This window comes from Hoeflea marina, from assembly GCF_003182275.1.
In the GTDB taxonomy this organism is placed as follows: domain Bacteria; phylum Pseudomonadota; class Alphaproteobacteria; order Rhizobiales; family Rhizobiaceae; genus Hoeflea; species Hoeflea marina.
Genome location: NZ_QGTR01000002.1, coordinates 972,150 through 993,505 on the forward strand (window position 1 = coordinate 972,150; position 21,356 = coordinate 993,505).

Annotated in this window: 22 protein-coding genes; 11 read left to right on the forward strand and 11 right to left on the reverse strand. The window is 66.1% G+C overall.

Features of this window, described 5'->3' with window-relative positions; genetic code table 11:
• Positions 1 to 173: 173 nt before the first annotated feature.
• A complete protein-coding gene (locus tag DFR52_RS10990) occupies positions 174 to 1,139 on the forward strand; it encodes a DMT family transporter (protein WP_425351164.1) in 966 nt (321 codons plus the stop codon).
• Between the two features lie 18 nt (positions 1,140 to 1,157).
• On the opposite strand, the gene DFR52_RS10995 is transcribed toward DFR52_RS10990, so the two are convergent.
• Positions 1,158 to 2,729, reverse strand: a complete 1,572-nt coding sequence (locus DFR52_RS10995; protein WP_110031944.1) for a winged helix-turn-helix domain-containing tetratricopeptide repeat protein — start codon at positions 2,727 to 2,729, stop codon at positions 1,158 to 1,160.
• Positions 2,730 to 2,919: 190 nt separating this feature from the next.
• Between DFR52_RS10995 and DFR52_RS11000 the strand changes: the two genes are divergently transcribed.
• The gene (locus DFR52_RS11000; protein WP_110031945.1) at positions 2,920 to 3,750 is read left to right on the forward strand and encodes a class I SAM-dependent methyltransferase; all 831 of its coding nucleotides are present in this window, start codon (positions 2,920 to 2,922) and stop codon (positions 3,748 to 3,750) included.
• A gap of 26 nt (positions 3,751 to 3,776) precedes the next feature.
• Here DFR52_RS11000 and DFR52_RS11005 read toward each other — a convergent pair whose 3' ends face one another.
• The 7 genes from DFR52_RS11005 to DFR52_RS24600 form a co-directional block, all read right to left on the reverse strand.
• On the reverse strand, positions 3,777 to 5,036 hold the full coding sequence (locus DFR52_RS11005; protein ID WP_110032087.1) for an MFS transporter: 1,260 nt from the start codon (positions 5,034 to 5,036) through the stop codon (positions 3,777 to 3,779).
• Between the two features lie 225 nt (positions 5,037 to 5,261).
• Positions 5,262 to 6,182 carry a uracil-DNA glycosylase gene (locus DFR52_RS11010; protein ID WP_110031946.1) on the reverse strand — a complete coding sequence of 307 codons (921 nt, stop codon included), beginning with the start codon at positions 6,180 to 6,182 and terminating at the stop codon, positions 5,262 to 5,264.
• 132 nt (positions 6,183 to 6,314) lie between these two features.
• Entirely contained in the window at positions 6,315 to 6,908 is a 594-nt protein-coding gene (gene rplI / locus DFR52_RS11015) for a 50S ribosomal protein L9 (protein ID WP_110031947.1), read from the reverse strand.
• Between the two features lie 38 nt (positions 6,909 to 6,946).
• Complete coding sequence (locus DFR52_RS11020; protein ID WP_110031948.1) at positions 6,947 to 7,900, reverse strand: DUF2232 domain-containing protein; 954 nt, start codon at positions 7,898 to 7,900, stop codon at positions 6,947 to 6,949.
• A 152-nt stretch (positions 7,901 to 8,052) separates the two neighbouring features.
• On the reverse strand, positions 8,053 to 8,301 hold the full coding sequence (gene rpsR / locus DFR52_RS11025; protein WP_110031949.1) for a 30S ribosomal protein S18: 249 nt from the start codon (positions 8,299 to 8,301) through the stop codon (positions 8,053 to 8,055).
• An 11-nt stretch (positions 8,302 to 8,312) separates the two neighbouring features.
• On the reverse strand, positions 8,313 to 8,747 hold the full coding sequence (gene rpsF, locus DFR52_RS11030; RefSeq protein ID WP_110031950.1) for a 30S ribosomal protein S6: 435 nt from the start codon (positions 8,745 to 8,747) through the stop codon (positions 8,313 to 8,315).
• A 322-nt stretch (positions 8,748 to 9,069) separates the two neighbouring features.
• The gene (locus tag DFR52_RS24600) at positions 9,070 to 9,240 is read right to left on the reverse strand and encodes a hypothetical protein (RefSeq protein ID WP_170132251.1); all 171 of its coding nucleotides are present in this window, start codon (positions 9,238 to 9,240) and stop codon (positions 9,070 to 9,072) included.
• Between the two features lie 387 nt (positions 9,241 to 9,627).
• Here DFR52_RS24600 and DFR52_RS11035 point away from each other — a divergent pair, with 387 nt between their 5' ends.
• Complete coding sequence (locus tag DFR52_RS11035; RefSeq protein WP_245415287.1) at positions 9,628 to 10,116, forward strand: putative pterin-binding protein; 489 nt, start codon at positions 9,628 to 9,630, stop codon at positions 10,114 to 10,116.
• A 23-nt stretch (positions 10,117 to 10,139) separates the two neighbouring features.
• On the forward strand, positions 10,140 to 12,122 hold the full coding sequence (locus tag DFR52_RS11040; RefSeq protein WP_110031951.1) for a putative bifunctional diguanylate cyclase/phosphodiesterase: 1,983 nt from the start codon (positions 10,140 to 10,142) through the stop codon (positions 12,120 to 12,122).
• An 81-nt stretch (positions 12,123 to 12,203) separates the two neighbouring features.
• On the opposite strand, the gene DFR52_RS11045 is transcribed toward DFR52_RS11040, so the two are convergent.
• The 3 genes from DFR52_RS11045 to DFR52_RS11055 form a co-directional block, all read right to left on the reverse strand.
• A complete protein-coding gene (locus DFR52_RS11045) occupies positions 12,204 to 13,244 on the reverse strand; it encodes an aldo/keto reductase (protein ID WP_110031952.1) in 1,041 nt (346 codons plus the stop codon).
• 82 nt (positions 13,245 to 13,326) lie between these two features.
• The gene (locus DFR52_RS11050) at positions 13,327 to 14,259 is read right to left on the reverse strand and encodes a calcium/sodium antiporter (RefSeq protein ID WP_110031953.1); all 933 of its coding nucleotides are present in this window, start codon (positions 14,257 to 14,259) and stop codon (positions 13,327 to 13,329) included.
• Between the two features lie 27 nt (positions 14,260 to 14,286).
• Positions 14,287 to 14,580, reverse strand: coding sequence for a hypothetical protein (locus DFR52_RS11055; RefSeq protein ID WP_110031954.1), 294 nt, complete (start codon positions 14,578 to 14,580; stop codon positions 14,287 to 14,289).
• A gap of 242 nt (positions 14,581 to 14,822) precedes the next feature.
• On the opposite strand from DFR52_RS11055, the gene fabD reads away from it, so the two are divergent.
• The 7 genes from fabD to gmk all read left to right on the forward strand — a co-directional run bounded on the left by fabD (position 14,823) and on the right by gmk (position 21,322).
• A complete protein-coding gene (gene fabD / locus DFR52_RS11060) occupies positions 14,823 to 15,776 on the forward strand; it encodes an ACP S-malonyltransferase (RefSeq protein ID WP_110031955.1) in 954 nt (317 codons plus the stop codon).
• Positions 15,777 to 15,798: 22 nt separating this feature from the next.
• Complete coding sequence (gene fabG, locus DFR52_RS11065) at positions 15,799 to 16,536, forward strand: 3-oxoacyl-[acyl-carrier-protein] reductase (RefSeq protein ID WP_110031956.1); 738 nt, start codon at positions 15,799 to 15,801, stop codon at positions 16,534 to 16,536.
• Positions 16,537 to 16,819: 283 nt separating this feature from the next.
• Positions 16,820 to 17,056 (forward strand): acyl carrier protein, encoded by a 237-nt coding sequence (locus tag DFR52_RS11070; RefSeq protein WP_047032512.1) that lies wholly within the window; start codon positions 16,820 to 16,822, stop codon positions 17,054 to 17,056.
• 113 nt (positions 17,057 to 17,169) lie between these two features.
• A complete protein-coding gene (fabF, locus tag DFR52_RS11075) occupies positions 17,170 to 18,432 on the forward strand; it encodes a beta-ketoacyl-ACP synthase II (RefSeq protein ID WP_110031957.1) in 1,263 nt (420 codons plus the stop codon).
• 97 nt (positions 18,433 to 18,529) lie between these two features.
• On the forward strand, positions 18,530 to 19,726 hold the full coding sequence (gene mltG, locus DFR52_RS11080; protein WP_110031958.1) for an endolytic transglycosylase MltG: 1,197 nt from the start codon (positions 18,530 to 18,532) through the stop codon (positions 19,724 to 19,726).
• A gap of 40 nt (positions 19,727 to 19,766) precedes the next feature.
• A complete protein-coding gene (locus tag DFR52_RS11085) occupies positions 19,767 to 20,654 on the forward strand; it encodes a YicC/YloC family endoribonuclease (protein WP_110031959.1) in 888 nt (295 codons plus the stop codon).
• 2 nt (positions 20,655 to 20,656) lie between these two features.
• Positions 20,657 to 21,322 carry a guanylate kinase gene (gene gmk, locus DFR52_RS11090; protein ID WP_110031960.1) on the forward strand — a complete coding sequence of 222 codons (666 nt, stop codon included), beginning with the start codon at positions 20,657 to 20,659 and terminating at the stop codon, positions 21,320 to 21,322.
• Positions 21,323 to 21,356 lie beyond the last annotated feature (34 nt).

A 21,356-nucleotide genomic window follows, 5' to 3' on the forward strand; every position in this document is an offset into this window, starting at 1 on the left:
GTATCGAACGGCAATCATCCGGCGATCACCACATCTCTCTGGTCCATCAGGATTTTTGACCGGACAAAGCCGCGTCGGCAGGCTATGAGAGGATGTCTTCTCATGCCCCGTTCCCGCCCGTGGCGCTTCCGCCGCGTCGCCCGCGCCGGGCCGCCACCGGAACCGCTCCCGACATGACGTCTGCCGACCCCGCCGCCAAGCTGATCCCCCCGGACTATTCCGCGCCGATGACCGGCATCGCCCTGAAGATCGCCTCGGTGGCCGTGTTCGTGGGCATGGCGACGGCGATCAAGGCGGCCGGCGAAGCGCTGCCTGCCGGCGAGATCGTCTTCTTCCGCTCCGCCTTCGCCATCGTCCCCGTGTTGCTGTTCCTTGCCATGCGCGGCCAGCTCAGGGGTGCCTGGCGCACGTCGCAGCCGATGTCGCACGTGCTGCGCGGCCTGCTCGGCGTCTCCGCCATGGGGCTGAGCTTCTACGGGCTCATCCATCTGCCGCTGCCCGATGCGATCGCCATCGGCTATGCCATGCCGCTGCTGGCGGTGGTGTCGGCAGCGGTGCTTCTGCGCGAGACGGTGCGCATCTATCGCTGGACGGCGGTGCTGGTCGGGCTCGGTGGGGTGATGATCATCTCCTGGCCGCGCATGAGTCTGGTCAATGGCGGCCTCGAATCGGGCCAGACGCTGGGCGTGCTCGCCGTGCTCGGCTCGGCGGCACTCGCCGCCGTGGCGATGATCCAGGTGCGCAACCTGGTGCAGACCGAAAAGACGCCGACGATCGTGCTCTATTTCTCGCTCACCGCCTCGCTGCTTGGCCTCCTGACCATGCCCTTCGGCTGGGTGGTGCCCGATGCACGGACCATGACGCTGATGGTGACGGCAGGCTTTCTCGGCGGCGTGGCGCAGATCCTGCTCACCGAAAGCTACCGCCATGCCGATGTCTCGACGATCGCGCCGTTCGAATACACCTCGATCCTGCTCGGCATCGCCATCGGCTATCTGGTTTTCGGCGACGTGCCGACCTGGTCGATGCTGATCGGCACGGCCATCGTTGCCGGCGCCGGCATCTTCATCATCCTGCGCGAGCACGCGCTCGGCCTCGAACGCAAGGCGCAACGCAAGCTGGTCACGCCGCAGGGGTGATTCTCGCCGCTACGGCCTTTAACTTCCCATCGCAAAGCCGAGACGGGTGAGCGCTGCCCGGATGGTCCCAAGGAGAGCCGGGTCGCGGAACGTGAATGTCGTGGTGAAATCGGCGATGGAATAGCGGGGATTGAGGCTGCGAGTGTGGCGCGCATAGGCCATGGCCTTTTCCCGTTCGCCGATGAGTTCATTGGCAAACGCCGCGATGGCGAAGATCTGGGCATGGGCATTGGGCGACTGTGCGGCCCGATCGGCCCACAGGGCTGCCTCCTCATGGTTGCCGCGCACCGAACGGGTGAGCGCCCGGGTGGCAAGCATTGCATAATTCAAAGGGTCTATCGGACTGAGCTCGATGGCGCGGACCACTTTTTCATCATTCGCCTCACCGTCGCCGAAAAGCGTGCCGATGAGCGCGCTGTTGTAGATGGCAAATGCGTAGTTCGGGTTCAGCGAAATGGCGCGGTCGATCCAGGAAAGCGCCGTCTCGGGCTGTCCCGAGAGCCACTCCGACCTGCCCATGGTGAGGTTGACGAAGGGATCGAGCGGATCGAGTTCTAGGCTGCGTTCGGCGTGCCGCCGCACCCTCCGGACCTCCTCGTCGCTGTTGCGGGTGAAGCCGAGAAACGCGTTCTGGAAATGAGTGAACGACAGCCCCGCATGCGCCCGGGCGAATGCCGGATCGAGCTTGGCGGCCTGGCCAAACATCCGTGCTGCCTGCTCGTTGTCCTGCGCCGTGAACCGGTACATATGCCACAGGCCGCGGTGATAGGCAGACCAGGCGTCGAGATGTTCGGTCGGAATGCGGATGGCCCGGGTCGCCTCGAAACTCTGGATCCGCGGCTCGAGCGCGGTGGCGATCTGGCCGGCGAGGCTGGCGCGGACATGCATGAGGTCGCGGGTCGGCAGCGAGAACCTCTCGGCCCAGACCACCTGCGCCTGGCCGACATGACAGAGCTCCACATCAACGACAATCTCGGTGCCGCGCTCGACGATCGTGCCGGTGAGCAGGAAGGTGACTCCAAGCACCCTTGCCGCCTCGGCGAGGTCGATATCGGCGCCGCGGAACTTGAACGACGATCCGCGCGAGATCACGAATAGCCAGTGTAGCCGCGACAGTTCGAGAATGACCTCCTGGGCCACCGCGTCGCCAAGCAGCGCCAGCCGAGGCTCGGCGGTCATCGGCTGCAGCGGCAGGACGGCAATCCGTGGGCGCGAAGCTGCCAGCTCCACAGGGTCCGCACTCGCCGGATCCGGCTCGGACTGCATGCTGCGGGCGGCCGGAGCGTTGTGAGGCGTGAGCTTCAGCTGGAAGCCGCGGCCCCGCAATGTGCGGATGCAGGTCTGCGCCCCTCCGTCATCGCCCAGCGCCCTGCGCGCCGCCTTCACGCAACTGGCAATCGTCGCATCGGAAACGACGCTGCGCTTCCAGACCTTTTCGATCAGCTGCTCCTTGCTGACCACGCTTCCCGCATGTTCGGCAAGGCAACGGATGAGGTCGAACACCATCGGCTCGACGTGAACCGGCCTGTTACCCACCGACAGGACGAAATTGTCCGTATCCAGTTCAAACGCATTGAAGCGATACTGCATCGCGTTGCTCCGGTTGACCTGCCGTCGGCCGCCAACGGCACATCTCTATTGCAAGCCGATGGCAAATTACCACAAATCCCCCGCCAATCTTCAGATTTCCTTCAAGCAGCCGTGGCCGTTCCAGGAGAGCTTGTGCCCACGGCGCTGACCGGTGAACGGCCGCGCTCTGCACAACGGGAAGGAGTTTGACATGAATGACACAAGCACGATTACGGCGGCGCCGGATTACGCGGTGATCAAGGCCAAGCAGAACAGCGCCTGGGCGTCGGGAGATTACGCGCTGATCGGCACCACCTTGCAGATCGTCGGCGAAAACCTCGCCGAGGCGATGGACCTGCCGGCGGGCGCCAAGGTGCTCGACGTTGCTGCCGGAAACGGCAATGCCACGCTGGCATTCGCGCGGCGCGGCAGCCGCGTCACATCTACGGACTATGTCGAGGCGCTGCTGGAAAAGGGCAGGGCGCGTGCTCAGGCCGAAGGTCTCGATATTGCCTGCCAGGTGGCCGACGCCGAAAAACTGCCATTCGAAAACGACAGCTTCGACGCGGTTGTATCCACTTATGGGGTGATGTTTACCCCCAATCAGCTGGCGGCAGCCCGCGAGATGCTCCGCGTCTGCCGCTCGGGCGGCAAGATCGGCCTTGCCAACTGGACGCCCGAGGGCTTCATCGGCACCGTCTTCAAGACACTTGGAAAGCACATGCCGCCGCCGGCGGGTGTCCAGTCGCCGGCGTTGTGGGGTAGCGAGGAGTGGATACGCTCAAGCTTCGGCTCCAAGGCGAGGAAGATAGATGTAAGCCCGCGCGACTTCGTTTTCCGCTACCGCTCGGCTGCCGAATTCATGCACATCTTCCGCACCTATTACGGCCCGATCCACAAGGCCTTCCTGGCGCTGCCGGAAGATGTGGGCAAGGCCCTGCATGTGGACCTGATGGCGACGATCGCACGCTACGATACCGCCACCGACGGAACCCTGCGGGTGCCCTCGGCCTATCTCGAGATCGTCATCACCAAGTGCTGACGCAAGCTGCGGATCCGGCCTGCGCGTCAGGTCGCAGCCGGCTCCGGCGTCTCCGGATCGGACCGCGGATCGAGCTCGGCCGTCTGCGGCGTGTGCTCGCGCGCCGGCGCCATGGCGCGGAACTCGCTGCGGGTTTCCTCCGGCGGCTTGGTCCGCCGCGTCATGCGCCAGGCGGCGTAGAGCGCGTAGCAGAGAAAGCCCGCGCCCATGGTCGCAAACAGGCCCCAGGGCCCGACGATGTCCATCGCCGTGCCCGCGAGCAGCGGTCCGGACATGGCGCCGAAGCCGTAGACGATGAGCAGCCCGCTCGACACCTCGACGAATTCGTCGGGCCGGGCATAGTCGTTGGCATGCGCCACGTTGAGCGAGTAGATCGGGAACAGCACCGTGCCGAGCACGAACATCATGACGAAGAAGGTCAGATGCGATTCCACCCCGAAGCTGACCACGGCAATGCAGGCGAGCAGCCCGACGATGCCGCCGAAGACCATCACCCGCCGCCGGTCCATCTTGTCCGACGCCCGGCCGAGCGGATACTGGAACAGGGTGCCGCCGATCATCGCCACCGCCAGCATCGAGGCGCCCTCGGTGGTCGACAGTCCGAGCCGCGACGCGTAGACGGGGGCCAGACCGCTCCACGCACCGGCGATGATGCCGGCAATCAGGGTGCCCACGACCGCGGCCGGCGAGCGGCGGTAGAGGCCCGGGACGTCGAATTTCACCTGGGTCAGCGGCTGCGGCGACTGTGCGCTCGACAGCGCCGTAGGCACGATGGCGAGCGAGAAGATCAGCGCGCAGACCATGAACAGCACCGTCGTGGTCGGATCGCCCAGCGGCACGATGTATTGGCCGACGGTGAGCGCCGCCATGCAGGTGACCATGTAGACGGAGAACAGCGCGCCGCGGCTTTCGTTGCTGACCCGCTCGTTGAGCCAGCTTTCGATCACCATGTAGCCCCCCGCCATCGAGAAGCCGGCGATCGCGCGGAACAGCACCCATGCCACCGGGTGGGCGATGAGCGCGTGCAAGAGCAGCGACATCGACAGGAGCGTGGTCAGCACGCCGAAGACGCGGACATGTCCAACCTGGCGCACCAGGCGCGGCGTGATGATGCACGAGGCCGTGAACGCGATCGAATAGCCGGTCGCCATCATCGAGATCGACAATGTCGACCATCCGAGCGTCACCGCCCGAAGCGGGATCAGATAGCCCGACAGGCCCGCCGCCATCAACATGAAGAAGCAGGACAGCAGGAGTGCCGCGACCGAGGCGATTGTGCTTTTCATGGTGTCTCTCTGGCTGCGCCGGACGCGGATCTGCTGACGGCCGGCGTGATTCACACGCCGTCTTATCAAGATGGCGGAAACCGGCAACCTGCAAATGCCGGTTTGCGACCTGCGCGCGACGGTTCGCCCGATTGCCGGCAGGGGTCGTCGGTGCAATCGACCCCGCCGGACGGCAACCGGCGGCCAGTTCGGGCGGCGGCAGGAACAGCCGGCGCCGTGCAGGACTCAGGCGGGCTTCGGCTCGTCGAGTCGGGCGGCCAGCGACAGCAGGTCCGCCCAGACATGGCGCTTGGCGGCGGGGTTGCGCAGGAGATAGGCCGGGTGCAGCGTCGGCAGTGCGGGAATCCTGCGGCCGTCGCATTCGAGCGTCATCCAGCTGCCGCGAATCGACAGGATGCCGCGGTCGGTGTCGAGCAGCGCCTTGGTGGCGACATTGCCGAGCATGACGACGAAATCCGGCTCGGCCAGCGCCACATGCCGGGTGATGAACGGCCGGCAGAGCTCGATCTCGTGCGGGGCGGGGGTGCGGTTGCCCGGCGGACGCCAGGGAATCATGTTGGTGATGTAGGCGGTCTCGCGGCTGAGGCCGATCGCCGCCAGCATCCGGTCGAGCAACTGTCCGGCGCGACCGACAAAGGGCAGTCCCTGCAGGTCCTCGTCGCGCCCCGGCGCCTCGCCGATGAACATCACGCGCGCCTGCGGATTGCCGTCGGCAAACACCATCGACTTGGCGCTGTGGCGCAGATTGCAGCCGGTGAAGCTTTCCAGCGCCGCCTTCAGTTCCTCGATCGTGTTGGCCGACCGCGCCATGGCGCGCGCGTCGGCGAAGGCGGCCTCGTCGGGAATGGTCAGCTGCGAGGCCTGCGGCGTCGGCGGCACGGCGCGCGCCGGCGCCTTCTCGCCCTTCACCGGCAGGGCCGGCTTCGGTCCGTCGCCCGGTGCGGCGGCGGTGGCGGCGAAATCGCGCGGATTTGGCTGCTGCGCCGATGAGTGCGCGGGCCGGGCCCGCATGGCGCCCAGCGCCCGGGTCTCGGCGAAACGGTCCACCGGCGCGTCCTCGATCATGCAGTCGACGCCCGCATCGGCATAGAAATGCAGGAGCGCGGCGAGCGACTGGGGCGACATATCGGAGACGGACATGGTCATGGCCCTGTCTAGCGCAAGCGCGCGCAGGGGGGAAGCGGCAAGAGCATCGGGGCGTTGCGATCGACCTCGAACGCAAGACGCCCGGACCATGGCCCGGGCGTTGCAGTGGCGGCGGCCCTGAGGCCGGGTCGATCAGGCGTTGTCGTCTTCGCCGTCTTCGTCGTTGTAGTCGGGATCGTTCTCGGCGGCTTCAGCCGCTTCGGCTGCAGCTTCCTCGTCGATGCCGTAGATGGCGTCGGCCGACGACAGGTCTTCGCCCTTGGCCTGGCGCTCTGCTTCGTCGGCCGAGCGGGCGATGTTGAACTCGATGTCGACGGAGACTTCAGCGTGCAGGACCAGCGTGACCTTGTGCAGGCCGATGGTCTTGATCGGGGCCTTCTGGTCGATCTGGTTGCGGCCGATGGTGAAGCCGTTGTCGGCAAGCACCGCGACCACATCGCGGGCGGCGACCGAACCGTAGAGCTGGCCGGTTTCGCCGGCCGAGCGGACGACGATGAAGCGCTTGCCCTGGAGCTGGTCGGCAATCTGCTGGGCTTCGCCCTTGCGTTCCAGGTTGCGGGTTTCGAGAACCGCGCGCTGGGCTTCGAAGCGGGTCTTGTTGGCGGCGTTGGCGCGCAGCGCCTTGCCCTGCGGCAACAGGAAGTTGCGGGCGAAGCCGTCGCGCACCTTGACGGTGTCGCCCATCTGGCCGAGCTTTGCGATGCGTTCAAGAAGAATGACGTCCATGACATTGGTCCTTTCAGGTGTTGGGTTGTCTTGCGAATTCAGGTTCTGGGATGCTGGTTTGAGCTGCCTGACGATCGCGCCGTGTCGGCAAGACCGAGAAACAGGAACAGGATGAGCGGCACGGTGAACAGCACCACCGAGACATAGGTGAGCCACAGGGCCATTCCGCGCCACGGCTTGCCGCGCGTGAGCGCATGCAGAATGGCAAAGCCGGCAAGCGCAAAGCCCGCGCCGAAGGCTCCGACGATGGCCCAGCCGACATAGGCGAGGGGGCCACCGGCGAATGTCAGGGCAAGGCCCGCGACAAAGGCGAAGATGCCGCCGCGCGGCATCCGCAGCTGCATCGGCACATCGTCCCGCGGGCGCTTCGAGCGGCCTGACAGGCGCACGATCGCCGCAGCCAGATAGAGCGATGCCATCAGGACGATGACGCCGGTGGCGCCCTGCACGATGGGAATGAAGTATGCGGTGAAGCCCTTGATCTCGGTGATGGCCTCCGCTCCGGGCTGGAACTCGGCATTGCCTTCGCCAAGAGACTTGACCAGAGCGTCGACCATGCGCTCGACCAGCTCGGGGCCGTAGCCGACAGCATAGCCCAGCACGCAAAGGCCGAGCACGACCACCACACAGGCGCGCAACAGCATGTCGGGCAGGGGATACCAGATCACCGCGCCCGCTTCGCCGCCCAGTTCCTCGGCCGGACGGGCGAGATTGCTCAGATGCGCCATCCACGCAGCCGGCAGCAGCGTCGTCACAGCGGTCACGCCAGCGGCCAGCGGTGCGGTCACCATGGCGACGATGGCGGCAGCCGAGACGACGGCGATGCCGGATGCCAGGTTCGACCAGCCGAGGCCGGCGATCAGGACCGGCATCGTCGCGGCGGCGGCAAGGAAAATCGACAGCAGCGAGGGCATCCCGGCGCTCACCAGCAGCAGGGCGGTGGAAAGTCCTGCAAGCAGGCCAACCAGGATGGATGTCGTCTGTAAGGGCATTGTCTCGCTTCGCTGTCCTGCTTCATCGAGCAGTTAGAGGCATCCGGCAGACCATTCCGCCGCGCCCCAACCCGGGATTTGTCGTGTCGCCATCGTGCCCGTCACGAAGGCGATGGACCGGCGGCGAACCGCCGGCCCGAAGTCTAAAAGTCCTACTTCAGCACGTAAGGCAGCAGGCCGAGGAAACGGGCGCGCTTGATCGCCTTGGCGAGTTCGCGCTGCTTCTTCTGGCTGACGGCGGTGATGCGGGACGGAACGATCTTGCCGCGCTCGGAAATGTAGCGCTGCAGCAGGCGGACGTCCTTGTAATCGATCTTCGGCGCATTTGCACCCGAGAACGGGCAGGTCTTGCGGCGGCGATTGAAGGGACGACGGGTCGGGATCTGGTTGATGTCTACCATTGTCGTATCTCCTATTCGCGGTCTTCGCGCGGACGGCGCGGGCCACGGTCACCACGGTCGCCGCGATCGGGACGATCGCCACGCGGACGGTCGTCACGGTCGCCGCGCGGACGGTCGTCGCGGTCACGCTTCTGCAGCATGGCCGACGGGCCTTCCTCGTGGGCATCCACGGAGACGGTCATGAAACGGAGGATGTCCTCGTTGAACGCCATCTGGCGTTCCATTTCCTTGACTGCCGGCGCCGGCGCATCGATGTCCATCAGCGCGTAGTGCGCCTTGCGGTTCTTCTTGATGCGGTAGGTGAGGGACTTGAGGCCCCAATGCTCGATACGCCCGACTTTGCCACCGTTTGCCTCGATCACACCCTTGTACTGTTCCACAAGGGCTTCGACCTGCTGGCTGGAGACGTCCTGTCGGGCAAGGAGGACATGTTCATAAAGAGCCATGATTGACTTGCCTTTCCTGCATTAAACATCACCCGGTTTCGGCGCTAAGCCCCAGCGACTTGTCCTGGCGGCCGAGGGCCGGGCAAGAAAGACGTGTATCGAGACGGTCGTGAGCGGAGACACAGGAGGCCGGAACCCTTTGGTTCCTGATGGGCCATGAATGCGGCCCACCCCCCGTTCAGCCACCAGCCAGAAGACCGGGTGTTCGAACAGGGCGGCTTATACGCGGTTCTGGCGGCAATGCAAGTCCCAACCGGGACGGCCCGGAGCGTCTGATCGCGGCCACGGCCCGGGGCGGCGGCCGCGATCGGGTCCGGCGGGCCTAAAGGCCGCGCATCAGGCAGCCGGCGGCAAGCACCACATAGGCGACGGCGAGGATCCAGAAAGAGGCAATGGAAATTCCCACCACCATTCCGGTGCCGACCAACAGGCCGACGATGGCGATGACGAGGGAAATGACGAAGACGAGTGTGGACGGCGCGCTGAGTCGCATGACGGTTCCTTAGGATCGGAATGATCGGCGTGACGATTGTGAATTGGCCCGGCAATGTCAATCTCCAACGGCAGGCGCCTGTGCTGGAGGCGGCCCCGGCAGCTCCGCACGACCACATGCGCGCGGCGCTTGCCGGCCGGGTCTGCCGCTGTCCCTGGACGATCCGGTCGCCCATGCCGCGGAGCGGCTGGTGGCCCCAACCCGCGTCGCGAATTGCCCGAGCTGATGGATCGGCGACCCCGGCCGGGATCATCCGACCGGCAACAATTCGCCGGGTCCGCTTAACATTCGTTTCATACACTTGTGTGAAGGCTAATATTCAGATTTTACCCCGAAATTCTAGGATTTCCGAGAGGATCGGACTTCCCGGGCAGAACAGGAAAGCACATGCGCACCATCCTTCTCAGCATGGTCCTGGCCGCTGTCGTCGCCGTCGGACCGGTTCCCGCCGCCGCCGATGACGCCGGCAAGATCATCCTCACCATCGACGGCGAGGTGGCCAGCGGCGCCGCCGTTGATTTCACGCTTGCCGAACTCGAGGCCTTGGGTACGTCGACCATCACGACCCACACCCCCTGGCACGACGGCGCGGTCACCTTCGAGGGCGTGCCGTTGTCGGTGCTGATGGCCAAGGTCGGCGCCACCGGCGAGACCGCGGCCATGCTGGCGCTGAACAATTACCGCAGCGAAGCGCCGCTCTCTGATTTCACCCGGTTCGGCGTGATTCTCGCGACCCGGCAGAACGGCAAGCCCATGCCCGTCAACGACAAGGGGCCGCTCTTCGTGGTTTACCCCTTCGATGGCGATCCGGAGCTGAAGTCAGAGGTCTACTATTCGCGCTCGGCCTGGCAGGTGCGTTCGATCACCATCGAATAGACCTCGGTTCACAGTCAGGTCCCATGCGGCTTCCCCTGCCCACGTTCAAGCTCTTTGCCCTCGGCGCCGTCGTCGCACTCGGCGCCGTCGGGGTGATCCATTCCCGCATGGTGGGGGAGACGGAAAGCGCCGTGGCGCGCTCGGCGCGCTATGATGTCGCCTGGACCGGGGTGGCCGGCCGGCTGGAGGTGCTGCAATTGCAGAAGGCGGTCGCCAGTTATCTCGCGACCGGTCGGCAGGCGGACGCCGACCAGGTGGCGCTTTTCAGCCAGATCGTCGATGGCCGCATGACCACCTGGGATTCAGGGATCTTCCAGCGATTCCTCGACGGTTCGGACAAGCGCCGGCTGAAATTCGACGAGATGCGCGCCCGGCTCAGGGCCGTGGAGACCGATCTTTCCGATCTCGACGATCCCGCCGTCCGGTCGCGGATCGTCGCCGAACTCGACGTGATTGCGCCGGTGGTCGACCGCATCGGCGCGGACGCGTACACTGTGTCGGTCACCCAGGCCGCCGCGGTCCGGGACGAACTGCGCCAGAAGCAGCGGCTGCAGAACAGACTCATCCTCGGATTGATCGGTGCCGGCGCACTGTTGCTCGTCATCATGGGCGGCCAGAACCGCAGGGTCACCCGCGCCCACCGCGCCGCGACGCAGAGCGCGGCCGATTTTGCCCATCTCGCCCACCACGACACATTGACCGGCCTGCCCAACAGGCTCGCTTTCAAGAATGCCTTCGACGATGCGCTCGCGCACGAAGCGGACGGTGCCGAAACGCTTGCCGTGCTTGCCATCGACCTCGACGGCTTCAAGGCGATCAATGACCTGCTCGGGCATGCCACGGGCGACGCGCTGCTGAAGGCGGTGGCCGATCGCCTCAGCCGGCTCGTCGAGCGCGCCGGGCCGGGCAACGTGGTCTCGCGATTCGGCGGCGACGAATTCGTCGTGCTGCTCCGCGGCGGCAGCACGGCCACGGGCCACGAGAACATGGCGCTCGAGATTCTGGCCGAACTGGGCAGGCCCTACGCCATCCACGGCAGCACGGTGGTGGTCGGCGCCACCATCGGCCTGTCGCTGCTCAACCGCATCGACGACCCGCTTTCAAATCCGATGCTCGACGCGGATCTGGCGCTCAGCAACGCCAAGGCGAGGGGCAAGGGAGTCGTTCTCGAGTTCGAGCCGCGGATGCGCTGCGACTACGAGCGCCGCGGGCGGCTGGAGAGCGACATGAAGTCGGCGCTCGCCAATGAGGAGATCATGCCGTTCTATCAGATGCAGGTGGATGTCGAGAGCGGCGAACTGGTGGGCTTCGAGGCGCTGGCGCGCTGGCGCCACCCGGAATTCGGCTGGATCTCGCCCGACGAGTTCATCCCCATCGCCGAGTCCTCGTCGCAGATCATCGATCTCGGCCGGGCTATTCTCTGGACGGCCTGTCGCCATGCGCGGGATTTTCCGGCCCATGTCGGCGTGTCGGTCAATCTGTCGGTTGGCCAGATGCTGCGCGGCGACATCGCCGCCACCGTGGCCGACGTCCTGGCCGCAACCGGATTCCCCGCCAGCCGGCTGACGCTGGAGGTCACCGAATCGGTGATGATCTCCGAGCCCGACCGCGCCATGCGCATGCTCGGCCGGCTCAAGCGGCTGGGCGTTTCGATCGCACTCGACGACTTCGGCACCGGCTATTCGGCGCTGGGCTATCTGCGTCAGTTCGACTGGGACGAACTCAAGATCGACAAGAGCTTCGTCGACAATCTCGGCCGCGATCCGCGCTCGCTGTCCATCGTCAGGTCGGTCGCCGACCTGGCCGGCCAGCTCGGCATCAAGGTGGTCGCCGAGGGAGTGGAGACCGTCACGCAGCACGAGATCCTGCGCGGCACTGGCTGCAACGTCATCCAGGGTTACCTGTTCGGCAGGCCCGAGCCGATCGACCAGGTGCATGTGGCGATGCTGCGGTCGCTGGCCTCGGCAGGCGGCGATACCGCTGCGCCCCTGAGTCGCTCGGCCTGAGCCTGCGCCACCGGCGGCGTCCGCCGCGCGGGGACAGGGGAAGTGTGATGCCCGATCGCTCAGGCATCACCCGCGGCCGCTTCAGTAGGGCATGGCGTGGTCGCGGTGGGCAACGTCGATATCGGCCAGGACCGCCTCGGAGAGCCGGACGTCGCGGGCGCCGAGGCAGGTTCTGAGCTGCGCGATGGAGGTGGCGCCGATGATCGTCGAGGTCATGAACGGGCGCGCCATGCAGAAGGCAAGAGCCATGTGCACAGGGTCAAGTCCGTGCCTCCTCGCCACCGCGTGATAGGCATCGGTGGCGGCTTCCGCCCGCTGCGTCCAGCGGCCGCCGAGATTCTCAGTGATCGCGCGTCGCGAGCCGGCTGGCAGGGCGCCGTTCTGGTACTTGCCGGTGAGGATGCCGGCGGCCAGCGGCGAATAGGCGAGCAGGCCGACATCCTCCTGGTGCGCCACTTCCGCCATGTCGGTGTCGAACAACCGCGCCAGCAGGCTGTACTCGTTCTGGATCGAGGCGATCCGCGGCAGGCCGTGCGCCTCGGAGAATTTCAGGAACTGCATCGTCCCCCATGCGCTCTCGTTGGACAGGCCGATGGCGCGGATCTTGCCGGCCTTGACTGCGTCGCCGAGGCCTTCGAGCGTGTCGTGGATGTCGAGGGCGGCGTCCTTCGGCTGCCGGCTCGGATCGTAAAGCCAGTTGCGGCGAAAGCAGTAGGAGCCGCGGTTGGGCCAGTGCAGCTGGTAGAGATCGATGTGGTCGACGCCAAGCCGCCTCAGGCTGCCGTCCACCGCCTCGGCCACCGTGGCGCGGCTGATCGGAGCGCCGTCGCGGACCCATTTGATGCCGTCGCCATTCATCTTGGTGGCGAGCACGATGTCGTTGCGCCTGCCCGACTTCGCCAGCCAGCTGCCGATGATCTCCTCGGTCCTGCCCTGGGTCTCGGGCCGGGTGGGATTGGTCGAATACATCTCGGCGGTGTCGAAGAAGTTGATCCCTTCGCCGACCGCAAGATCCATCTGGGCATGGCCTTCGGCCTCGGTGTTCTGCTCGCCCCAGGTCATGGTGCCGAGGCAGATTTCACTCACGGAGATGCCGGTGCGGCCAAGCTGGTTCATTTTCATGGGGAGGTCCTTGCTGATGATGGCGGCACCATAGCGTTCCCGATCCGTCGCGCAACCGTTCAGGCGCGACGGATCGTCAACCTCAGAGCAGCCACCACACATAGCCGGAATAGGCGGCGACCATGGCAAAGCCGGGAGCCCGCCCGATCCTGCCCGCCCATGTCAGCAGCAGCGCCAGGGCGAGCGAGACGGCCACCATCAGGGGAATGTCGAAGCTCGCCATCGACGCATCGATCGGCACCGGCGTGACGATCGCGGTCAGGCCGAGAATGCCCAGGATGTTGAAGATGTTCGAGCCCACCACATTGCCCAGCGCCACTTCGGCATGGCCGCGAATCGCAGCCACCACCGAGGTCGCGAGTTCGGGCAGGCTGGTGCCGACCGCCACGATCGTCAGCCCGATGACGGCCTCCGAAATACCGAAGGTGCGCGCGATTTCGGTGGCGGACGTGATCAGCAGATGCGCGCCGATGAACAGGCCTGCGAGCCCGCCGACGAGGAAGACGGCCTCCCGCCAGCCCGACAGCCGGATCTTCAGGTCGACGCCGTCCTCTTGATCGAGCGGCCTCGTCCTGTCGGCCAGGAAGACATAGACGAGATAGGCGGCAAGACCCAGGAACATCGCCAGTCCGCTCCACAGGCCGACCCGGCCGGCAAAGCCGAGGCCCAGCATGACCGCGGCCGCCACCAGCATCATGACCAGGTCACGTCCCAGATTTGGGATCTTGGCGGCAATCGGCGATATGGCGGCGGAAACACCGAGAATGAGAAGGATGTTGGCCGTATTCGAGCCCACCACATTGCCGATCGCGATGGCTGGCGCGCCACTGAGCGCCGCCTGCATGGAGACCAGCAGTTCCGGCATCGAGGTGCCGAATCCGACCACGGTCAGGCCGATCAGCAGCGGCGGCAATCCGAAGCGGTTGGCGACCGAGATCGCCCCGCGCACAAGGAAGTCGGCGCCGATCGTCAGCAGCACGAGGCCGCCGGCCAGCAAGAGAGTCTGCAACAGCATGAAATGGTTCCGTATGGCGGGAGGGGATCAGAAGTCTTCTTCGGCGTTTCTCTCGGCACTGATCGCCATGGTCGCGACCTTCCATGTCGCCCAGAGGGCCGGCGGAGCCACCAACAGCACCAGGACGATGTCGCCGGTCACGCCGAGGCCGAGAAGTCCGTGCGCGGCCCAGGCGATCGCCAGCGCCGCAAGCCAGATCTCGGTGCCGATGAGCACGATGGCGCCAACGGCGATCAGGAACGCATCGAGCGCCGACTTGCGTTGAGGGGCCGGGTAACGTTCGGCCGAAGCGGCCGTCGGGGAAGAGGGGATGGGAGACATCGTGGTGGTCCGGAAGGCGCTACTGGTTCCGAGCGCGGCTAGGACTATGTGCGGCGCCATCGCGGCGCTTTCAAGCCCGCCAACCGGCAGCCGAAAAATAATTCGTGCACCGCGAGGGCTTCGGGACGCCGAGGCAATCCGCTCAGGATGGACCGCGACCGTGGCGCTGGCCGCCGGTCAAAAGCTTGACAGCCGAAGTGAGACGGTCAATTGAGACCCCAAGCAGAAACTAGGAAACGCAGATGGCAATCGCATTCACGTTCCCCGGACAGGGCAGCCAGACAGTGGGCATGGGCAAGGATCTCGCCGATGCCTATCCGGAGGCACGTGCGGTCTTCGCAGAAGTCGACGAGGCGCTCGGCGAAAGACTTTCGACACAGATCTTCGAGGGCCCGGAGGATCAGTTGACGCTGACCGCCAACGCCCAGCCGGCGCTGATGGCCGTCTCCATGGCCGTGGTGCGGGTTCTTGAAGCCCAGGGCGCGCCGCTCTCCCGTGTGGCAAGCTATGTCGCCGGTCACTCGCTCGGCGAATATTCCGCGCTGTGCGCCGCCGGCATGTTCTCGCTCGCCGACACGGCAAGGCTCCTGCGCATTCGCGGCAACGCCATGCAGGCCGCCGTGCCCGCGGGCGTCGGAGCCATGGCGGCGATCATCGGCCTGGAGGATGCCGAGGTGGCTGCCATTTGCGCCGAGACTTCCGTCAAGGGCGCCTGCCAGATCGCCAACGACAATGGCGGCGGCCAGCTGGTGATTTCCGGCCTGCGCGCGGCCGTCGAGGCAGCGGCTGCGCTGGCGACGGCCCGGGGTGCCAAGCGCGCCATCATGCTGCCGGTCTCGGCGCCGTTTCATTCGAGCCTGATGCAGCCGGCCGCCGAGATCATGCGCGCTGCGCTCGCCGAGGTGACCAGGTCGGCGCCTTCGGTGCCGCTGATTGCCAATGTGCGCGCCGAACCGGTCTCCGATCCGGCCGTCATCGCCGACCTGCTGGTCGAGCAGGTCACCGGCCAGGTCCGCTGGCGCGAGACGGTTGCCTGGCTCGCCGCCCATGACGTGACCGCGGTCGCCGAACTCGGCGCCGGCAAGGTGCTCACCGGGCTTGCCCGCCGCATCGACAAGACCGTGACCGGGACCGCAATCAACGGACCCGCCGACATCGACGCATTTCTGGCCACATTGAGCGGGCAGGGTGCCTGAGACTACTGGAAAAGGACGACCCATGTTTGATCTGACCGGCCGCAAGGCCCTCATCACCGGCGCCTCCGGTGGCATCGGCGAGGAAATCGCCCGCATGCTGCACGCCCAGGGCGCCGTCGTGGCGCTGCACGGAACACGCCGCGAGAAGTTAGAGGCGCTGGCCGCCGAACTCGGCGAGCGCACCCACGTGCTGACCGCCAACCTTTCCGACCGGGCCGAGGTGCAGGCCCTCGGCAAGCAGGCCGAGGAGGTGCTCGGCGGCGTCGACATCCTGGTCAACAACGCCGGCATCACGCGGGACGGCCTCTTCGTGCGCATGAGCGACCAGGCCTGGGATGATGTCATGGAGGTCAATCTCGGTTCGGTCTTCCGGCTTACCCGCGAACTCGCCCATCCGATGATGCGTCGCCGCTATGGCCGCATCATCAACATCACCTCGGTCGTCGGCATCACCGGCAATCCCGGCCAGGCCAACTACTGCGCCTCCAAGGCGGGCATGGTCGGCATGACCAAGAGCCTGGCGCAGGAGATCGCCACCCGCAATGTCACGGTCAACTGCGTGGCGCCCGGCTTCATCGAATCCGCCATGACCGGCAAGCTCAACGAGAAGCAGCAGGCCTCGATCATGTCCGCGATTCCGATGGCGCGCATGGGGCAGAGCGCCGAGGTGGCGTCCGCCGTCGCCTATCTGGCCTCCGGTGAGGCCTCCTACGTCACCGGCCAGACCATCCACGTCAACGGCGGTATGGCCATGATCTGACGCGGTTCGCCCCGGCTTCCCCCAAGGTCCGGGGGGGCCCGGGCGAATAGGCGGACGAACACCATTTTCTGGCTTTGCCCGCCCGATAAAGCGTGTTACGTCCCGCCACCGCCAAGCGTGGCGGCATCTGCCGGCGCATGGCGCCGGAAAATGCCGAAATCCACAGCTTCGGCTTTGACAGTAGCCGAGCCTGCGCTTAAAACCGCGCAACAACTTGATTGGCAGAGCCCGCAACGTTAACGAGGCGGGAATGCATAATGTAAAACAGGTCGAGGAATCCGACATGAGCGACATCGCAGACCGCGTAAAGAAAATCGTCATCGAACATCTGGGCGTTGACGCTGAAAAAGTGAATGAAGGCGCAAGCTTCATCGATGATCTCGGCGCGGACTCGCTCGACACGGTCGAACTGGTCATGGCGTTCGAAGAGGAATTCGGCGTCGAAATCCCTGATGACGCAGCCGACACGATCCTGACTGTCGGCGACGCCGTCAAGTTCATCACCAAGGCACAGGCCTGATATTCGGACAACCGGCGGAAGGCTGAAGCACTTCGCCGGTAGCCGGCCTGCCTTGCAGGGCGGCCGCGCTGGTCCGGTCGCAGCCAATCCGAAGCAGGCAGGGAGCTGAACCGATGAGGCGAGTTGTCATCACCGGCACAGGTGTCGTTTCTCCCCTGGGCTGCGGGACCGAAGTCACATGGTCACGTCTGCTGGCGGGCCGGAGCGGCGTCCGACGCATCACCGAGTTCCCGGTCGACGACCTGCCGGCGCAGATCGCCGGCATGATTCCCACCGACGTCTCGGTGGAAGGCGCGTTCAATCCCGACGACTGGATGGAACCCAAGGAACAGCGCAAGGTCGACAAGTTCATTGTCTATGGCGTTGCCGCGGCCAGCATGGCGCTGGCGGATGCGGGATGGGCGCCGACGAGCCGCGAGGACCAGATTGCCACCGGCGTTCTCATCGGTTCCGGCATCGGCGGACTCGAAGGCATCGTCGAGGCGGGTTACACCCTGCGCGACAAGGGCCCGCGACGGATCTCCCCGTTCTTCATTCCCGGCCGCCTGATCAACCTGATTTCGGGCCATGTCTCCATCCGGCACCAGTTGCGCGGACCCAACCATTCGGTGGTGACGGCCTGCTCGACGGGGGCCCACGCCATTGGCGACGCCTCCCGGCTGATCGGGCTCGGTGACGCCGACGTGATGGTTGCCGGCGGCGCCGAATCGCCCGTCTGCCGCATCGGCCTGGCCGGCTTTGCCGCATGCAAGGCGCTGTCCACCACCCACAACGACGATCCGGAAATGGCCTCGCGGCCCTATGACCGCAACCGTGACGGTTTCGTCATGGGCGAGGGCGCCGGCATCGTCGTGCTGGAGGAACTCGAGCACGCCAGGGCGCGCGGCGCGCGAATTCTCGCCGAGGTGGTCGGTTACGGCCTGTCCGGCGACGCCTATCACATCACCGCTCCGGCCGAAGACGGCGACGGTGCCTACCGCTGCATGCAGATGGCGCTCAAGCGCGCGGGTCTCACCCCGGCCGACATCGACTACATCAATGCCCACGGCACCTCGACCATGGCCGACACGATCGAACTGGCCGCCGCCGAACGGCTGATGGGCAATTCGGCCGGCAAGGTGTCGATGTCCTCGACCAAGTCCGCCATCGGCCACCTGCTGGGCGCCGCCGGCGCGGTCGAGGCCATCTTTGCCGCGCTCGCCATTCGCGATAACATCGCGCCGCCCACCCTCAATCTGGATGATCCGGAAGTTGAGACCGCCATCGACCTGGTGCCCAAGGTGGCGCGCAAGCGCCAGATCGATGTCGCCCTGTCGAATTCCTTCGGCTTCGGCGGCACCAACGCTTCGCTGGTGCTGCGCCGGTATCAGGCTTGACGCGGCTCCGGCCGGCGGGTCTCGGGGCAGAGCACCCGGAAACCGCCACAATGGCCGGTGAAGAAGGGCCATCGACGATATTCTGCGAGGTTGATCCGTGAACGAAAGCAACCAGTCCGACAAGGCGACCTTCGGGCGCGGCGGTGCCAAGGGACCCATCATCCCGGTGTCGCCGTCGCAGGCGCTCAAGCCCGAAAAGCCGCCGGAGCCGCCGCGCCGGTCGCGCCGGGCCCGCAGTCAGCTGGTCGTCTTCCTCAATTTTCTGCTCTCTCTGGTGGTCTTCGTCACCATCGCCGCCGTGGCCATTTTCCTCTATGGACGCAACGAGTTCGAGCGCCCGGGCCCGCTCGACCAGACCACGGACTTCATGGTCCGCGACGGTGCAGGCCTCAACGAGGTCGCCACCGGACTCGAGCAGCGCGGCATCATCACCAACCAGCGCATCTTCAGGATCGCGGGCAACGCCAGGCTTGGCGACGACACCCTCAAGGCCGGCGAGTATGAAATCAAGGCCGGCGCGTCGATGCTGCAGATCCTGGAACTGATGCGCTCGGGCAAGTCGATCCTGCACTCCTTCACCGTTCCCGAGGGGCAGACCACCCAGCAGATCCTCGACCGTCTCGCAGCAGAAGAGCTGCTGGTGGGCGATCTGCCGGCGGAGGCCCCGCCAGAGGGCGCGCTGCTGCCCGAGACCTACAAGTTCGGTCGGGGCACCAGCCGCCAGGAGATCGTCGACCAGATGACCCGTGCGCAGGAACGCGCCCTGGAGCAGATCTGGCAGCGCCGCGATCCGAACCTGCCGATCAAGACCAAGGAAGAACTGGTGATCCTGGCTTCGATCGTCGAGAAGGAAACCGGCCGCGCCGACGAGCGCCCGCTGGTTGCCGGCGTCTTCATCAACCGGCTCGAAAAGGGCATGCGGCTGCAGTCCGACCCTACGATCATCTATGGGGTGTTCGGCGGCGCCGGCAAGCCTGCCGACCGTCCGATCTACCAGTCGGACCTCGACAAGCCGACGCCCTACAACACCTATGTGATCAATGGCCTGCCGCCGACGCCGATTGCCAATCCCGGCCGCGAAGCCATGGAGGCCGTCGCCAATCCCTCCAGGACGAAGGACCTCTACTTCGTCGCGGACGGAACCGGCGGTCACGCCTTCGCCGCGACGCTGGACGAGCACAATTCCAATGTGGCGCGGTGGCGCAAGATCGTCGCCCAGCGCGCCAAGGAGGCCAAGGCGGCCGACACGGCCACGGCCCCCGGCGACGAGGTCGTGGTGCCTGCCGAACAGTAGCGACCGGGTGCGGAACCGGTCGGGGCAAGGGGAGTTCAGAATGGCTATCCAGTCGATGACCGGCTTCGCGCGGGCCGAGGAAAGCGTTGCCGGCTGCAGGTTCGCCTGGGAGCTGCGGTCGGTCAACGGCAAGGCGCTCGATCTGCGCTTTCGCCTGCCGCAGGGCTACGAGCATCTTGAGCCGGTGCTGCGGGCCAGCGCCGGCAACGTCCTCAAGCGCGGCAATGTGCAGCTCAGCCTCAGCGTCAGCGACATCGGCCAGACGATCGAGGCCGTGGTCAACGAGCCGGCGCTCGAGGCGGTGATCGCCCTCATCGACAGGCTTGGCGCCAGGATCGACGCGCGACGCCCCTCGCTCGACGGCATTCTGGCCATGAAGGGGATCGTCGAGCTGCGCGAGCCGCAGTTGAGCGATGCCGACCGCGCGGCCCGCGACGGCCATGTCATCGAGGGCTTCACCATCGCCGTGGCCGCGCTCGTGGCGATGCGCGAGCGGGAAGGCGAGGAACTCGTCCGCGTGCTCTCCGGGCAGGTCGATGCCATTGCGGCGCTCACCGCCGCAGCCGAGCGGGACCCCGCCCGTTCGCCGGACGCCATCCGAGCCAGGCTCGCCGAGCAGGTGGCGGCGCTGATGGATGCGTCGTCGTCCCTCGATCGCGACCGGCTGCACATGGAGGCCGCGCTGCTTGCCACCCGCGCCGATCTGCGCGAAGAGATCGACAGGCTCAAGGCCCATGTCGAGGCCGCGCGCGCGCTGCTGGCCGGCGATGGTCCGGTGGGCCGCCGGCTCGATTTTCTGGCCCAGGAATTCAACCGCGAAACCAATACGATCTGTTCCAAGTCGAATGCGGCTTCGATCACCGCAATCGGACTTGATTTGAAGGTGGTGATCGACCAATTTCGCGAACAGGTCCAGAATCTGGAGTGACGATGACACTGCCGCCTTCCGCCAACGACGCCGCCGTCCACATCAAGCGGCGCGGCTTGATGCTCGTCATCTCCTCGCCGTCGGGCGCGGGCAAGTCGACGATCGCCCGCAACCTGCTGGAGAACGACCCGCGGCTGAGCCTTTCGGTCAGCGTGACGACACGGCCGCGGCGGGGCAGCGAGATCGAGGGCGTCCACTACCACTTCGTCACCCGCCGGGAGTTCGAACGCCTGCGCGACAGCGAAGCGCTGCTCGAATGGGCCGAAGTGCACGGCAACTGCTACGGCACGCCGCGCGAGTCGGCGGAGATCGCCATGTCGGAGGGCCGCGACATGCTGTTCGACATCGACTGGCAGGGCGCGCTGCAGCTGCAGGAGAAGATGCCGGCGGATGTCGTCTCGATCTTCATCCTGCCGCCGTCGATGGCGGAACTGAAGTCGCGGCTGCAGCGCCGCGCCGAGGACGCGGCCGACGAGATCGCCAAGCGGCTGGCGAATGCCCGCGCCGAGATCGAGCACTGGCGGGAATATGACTATGTGGTGGTCAATGACGATCTCGACCGCGCCTATTCCGCCGTCCGCGCCATCGTCCAGGCCGAGCGCTTGCGCCGCGACCGCCGGCCCGGCCTGTTCGATTTCGTCGCCGACCTGCTCGCAAGCCCGGACTGAGGCTCCGAACGGTCGTGGCCGCAGCCGGAATCTC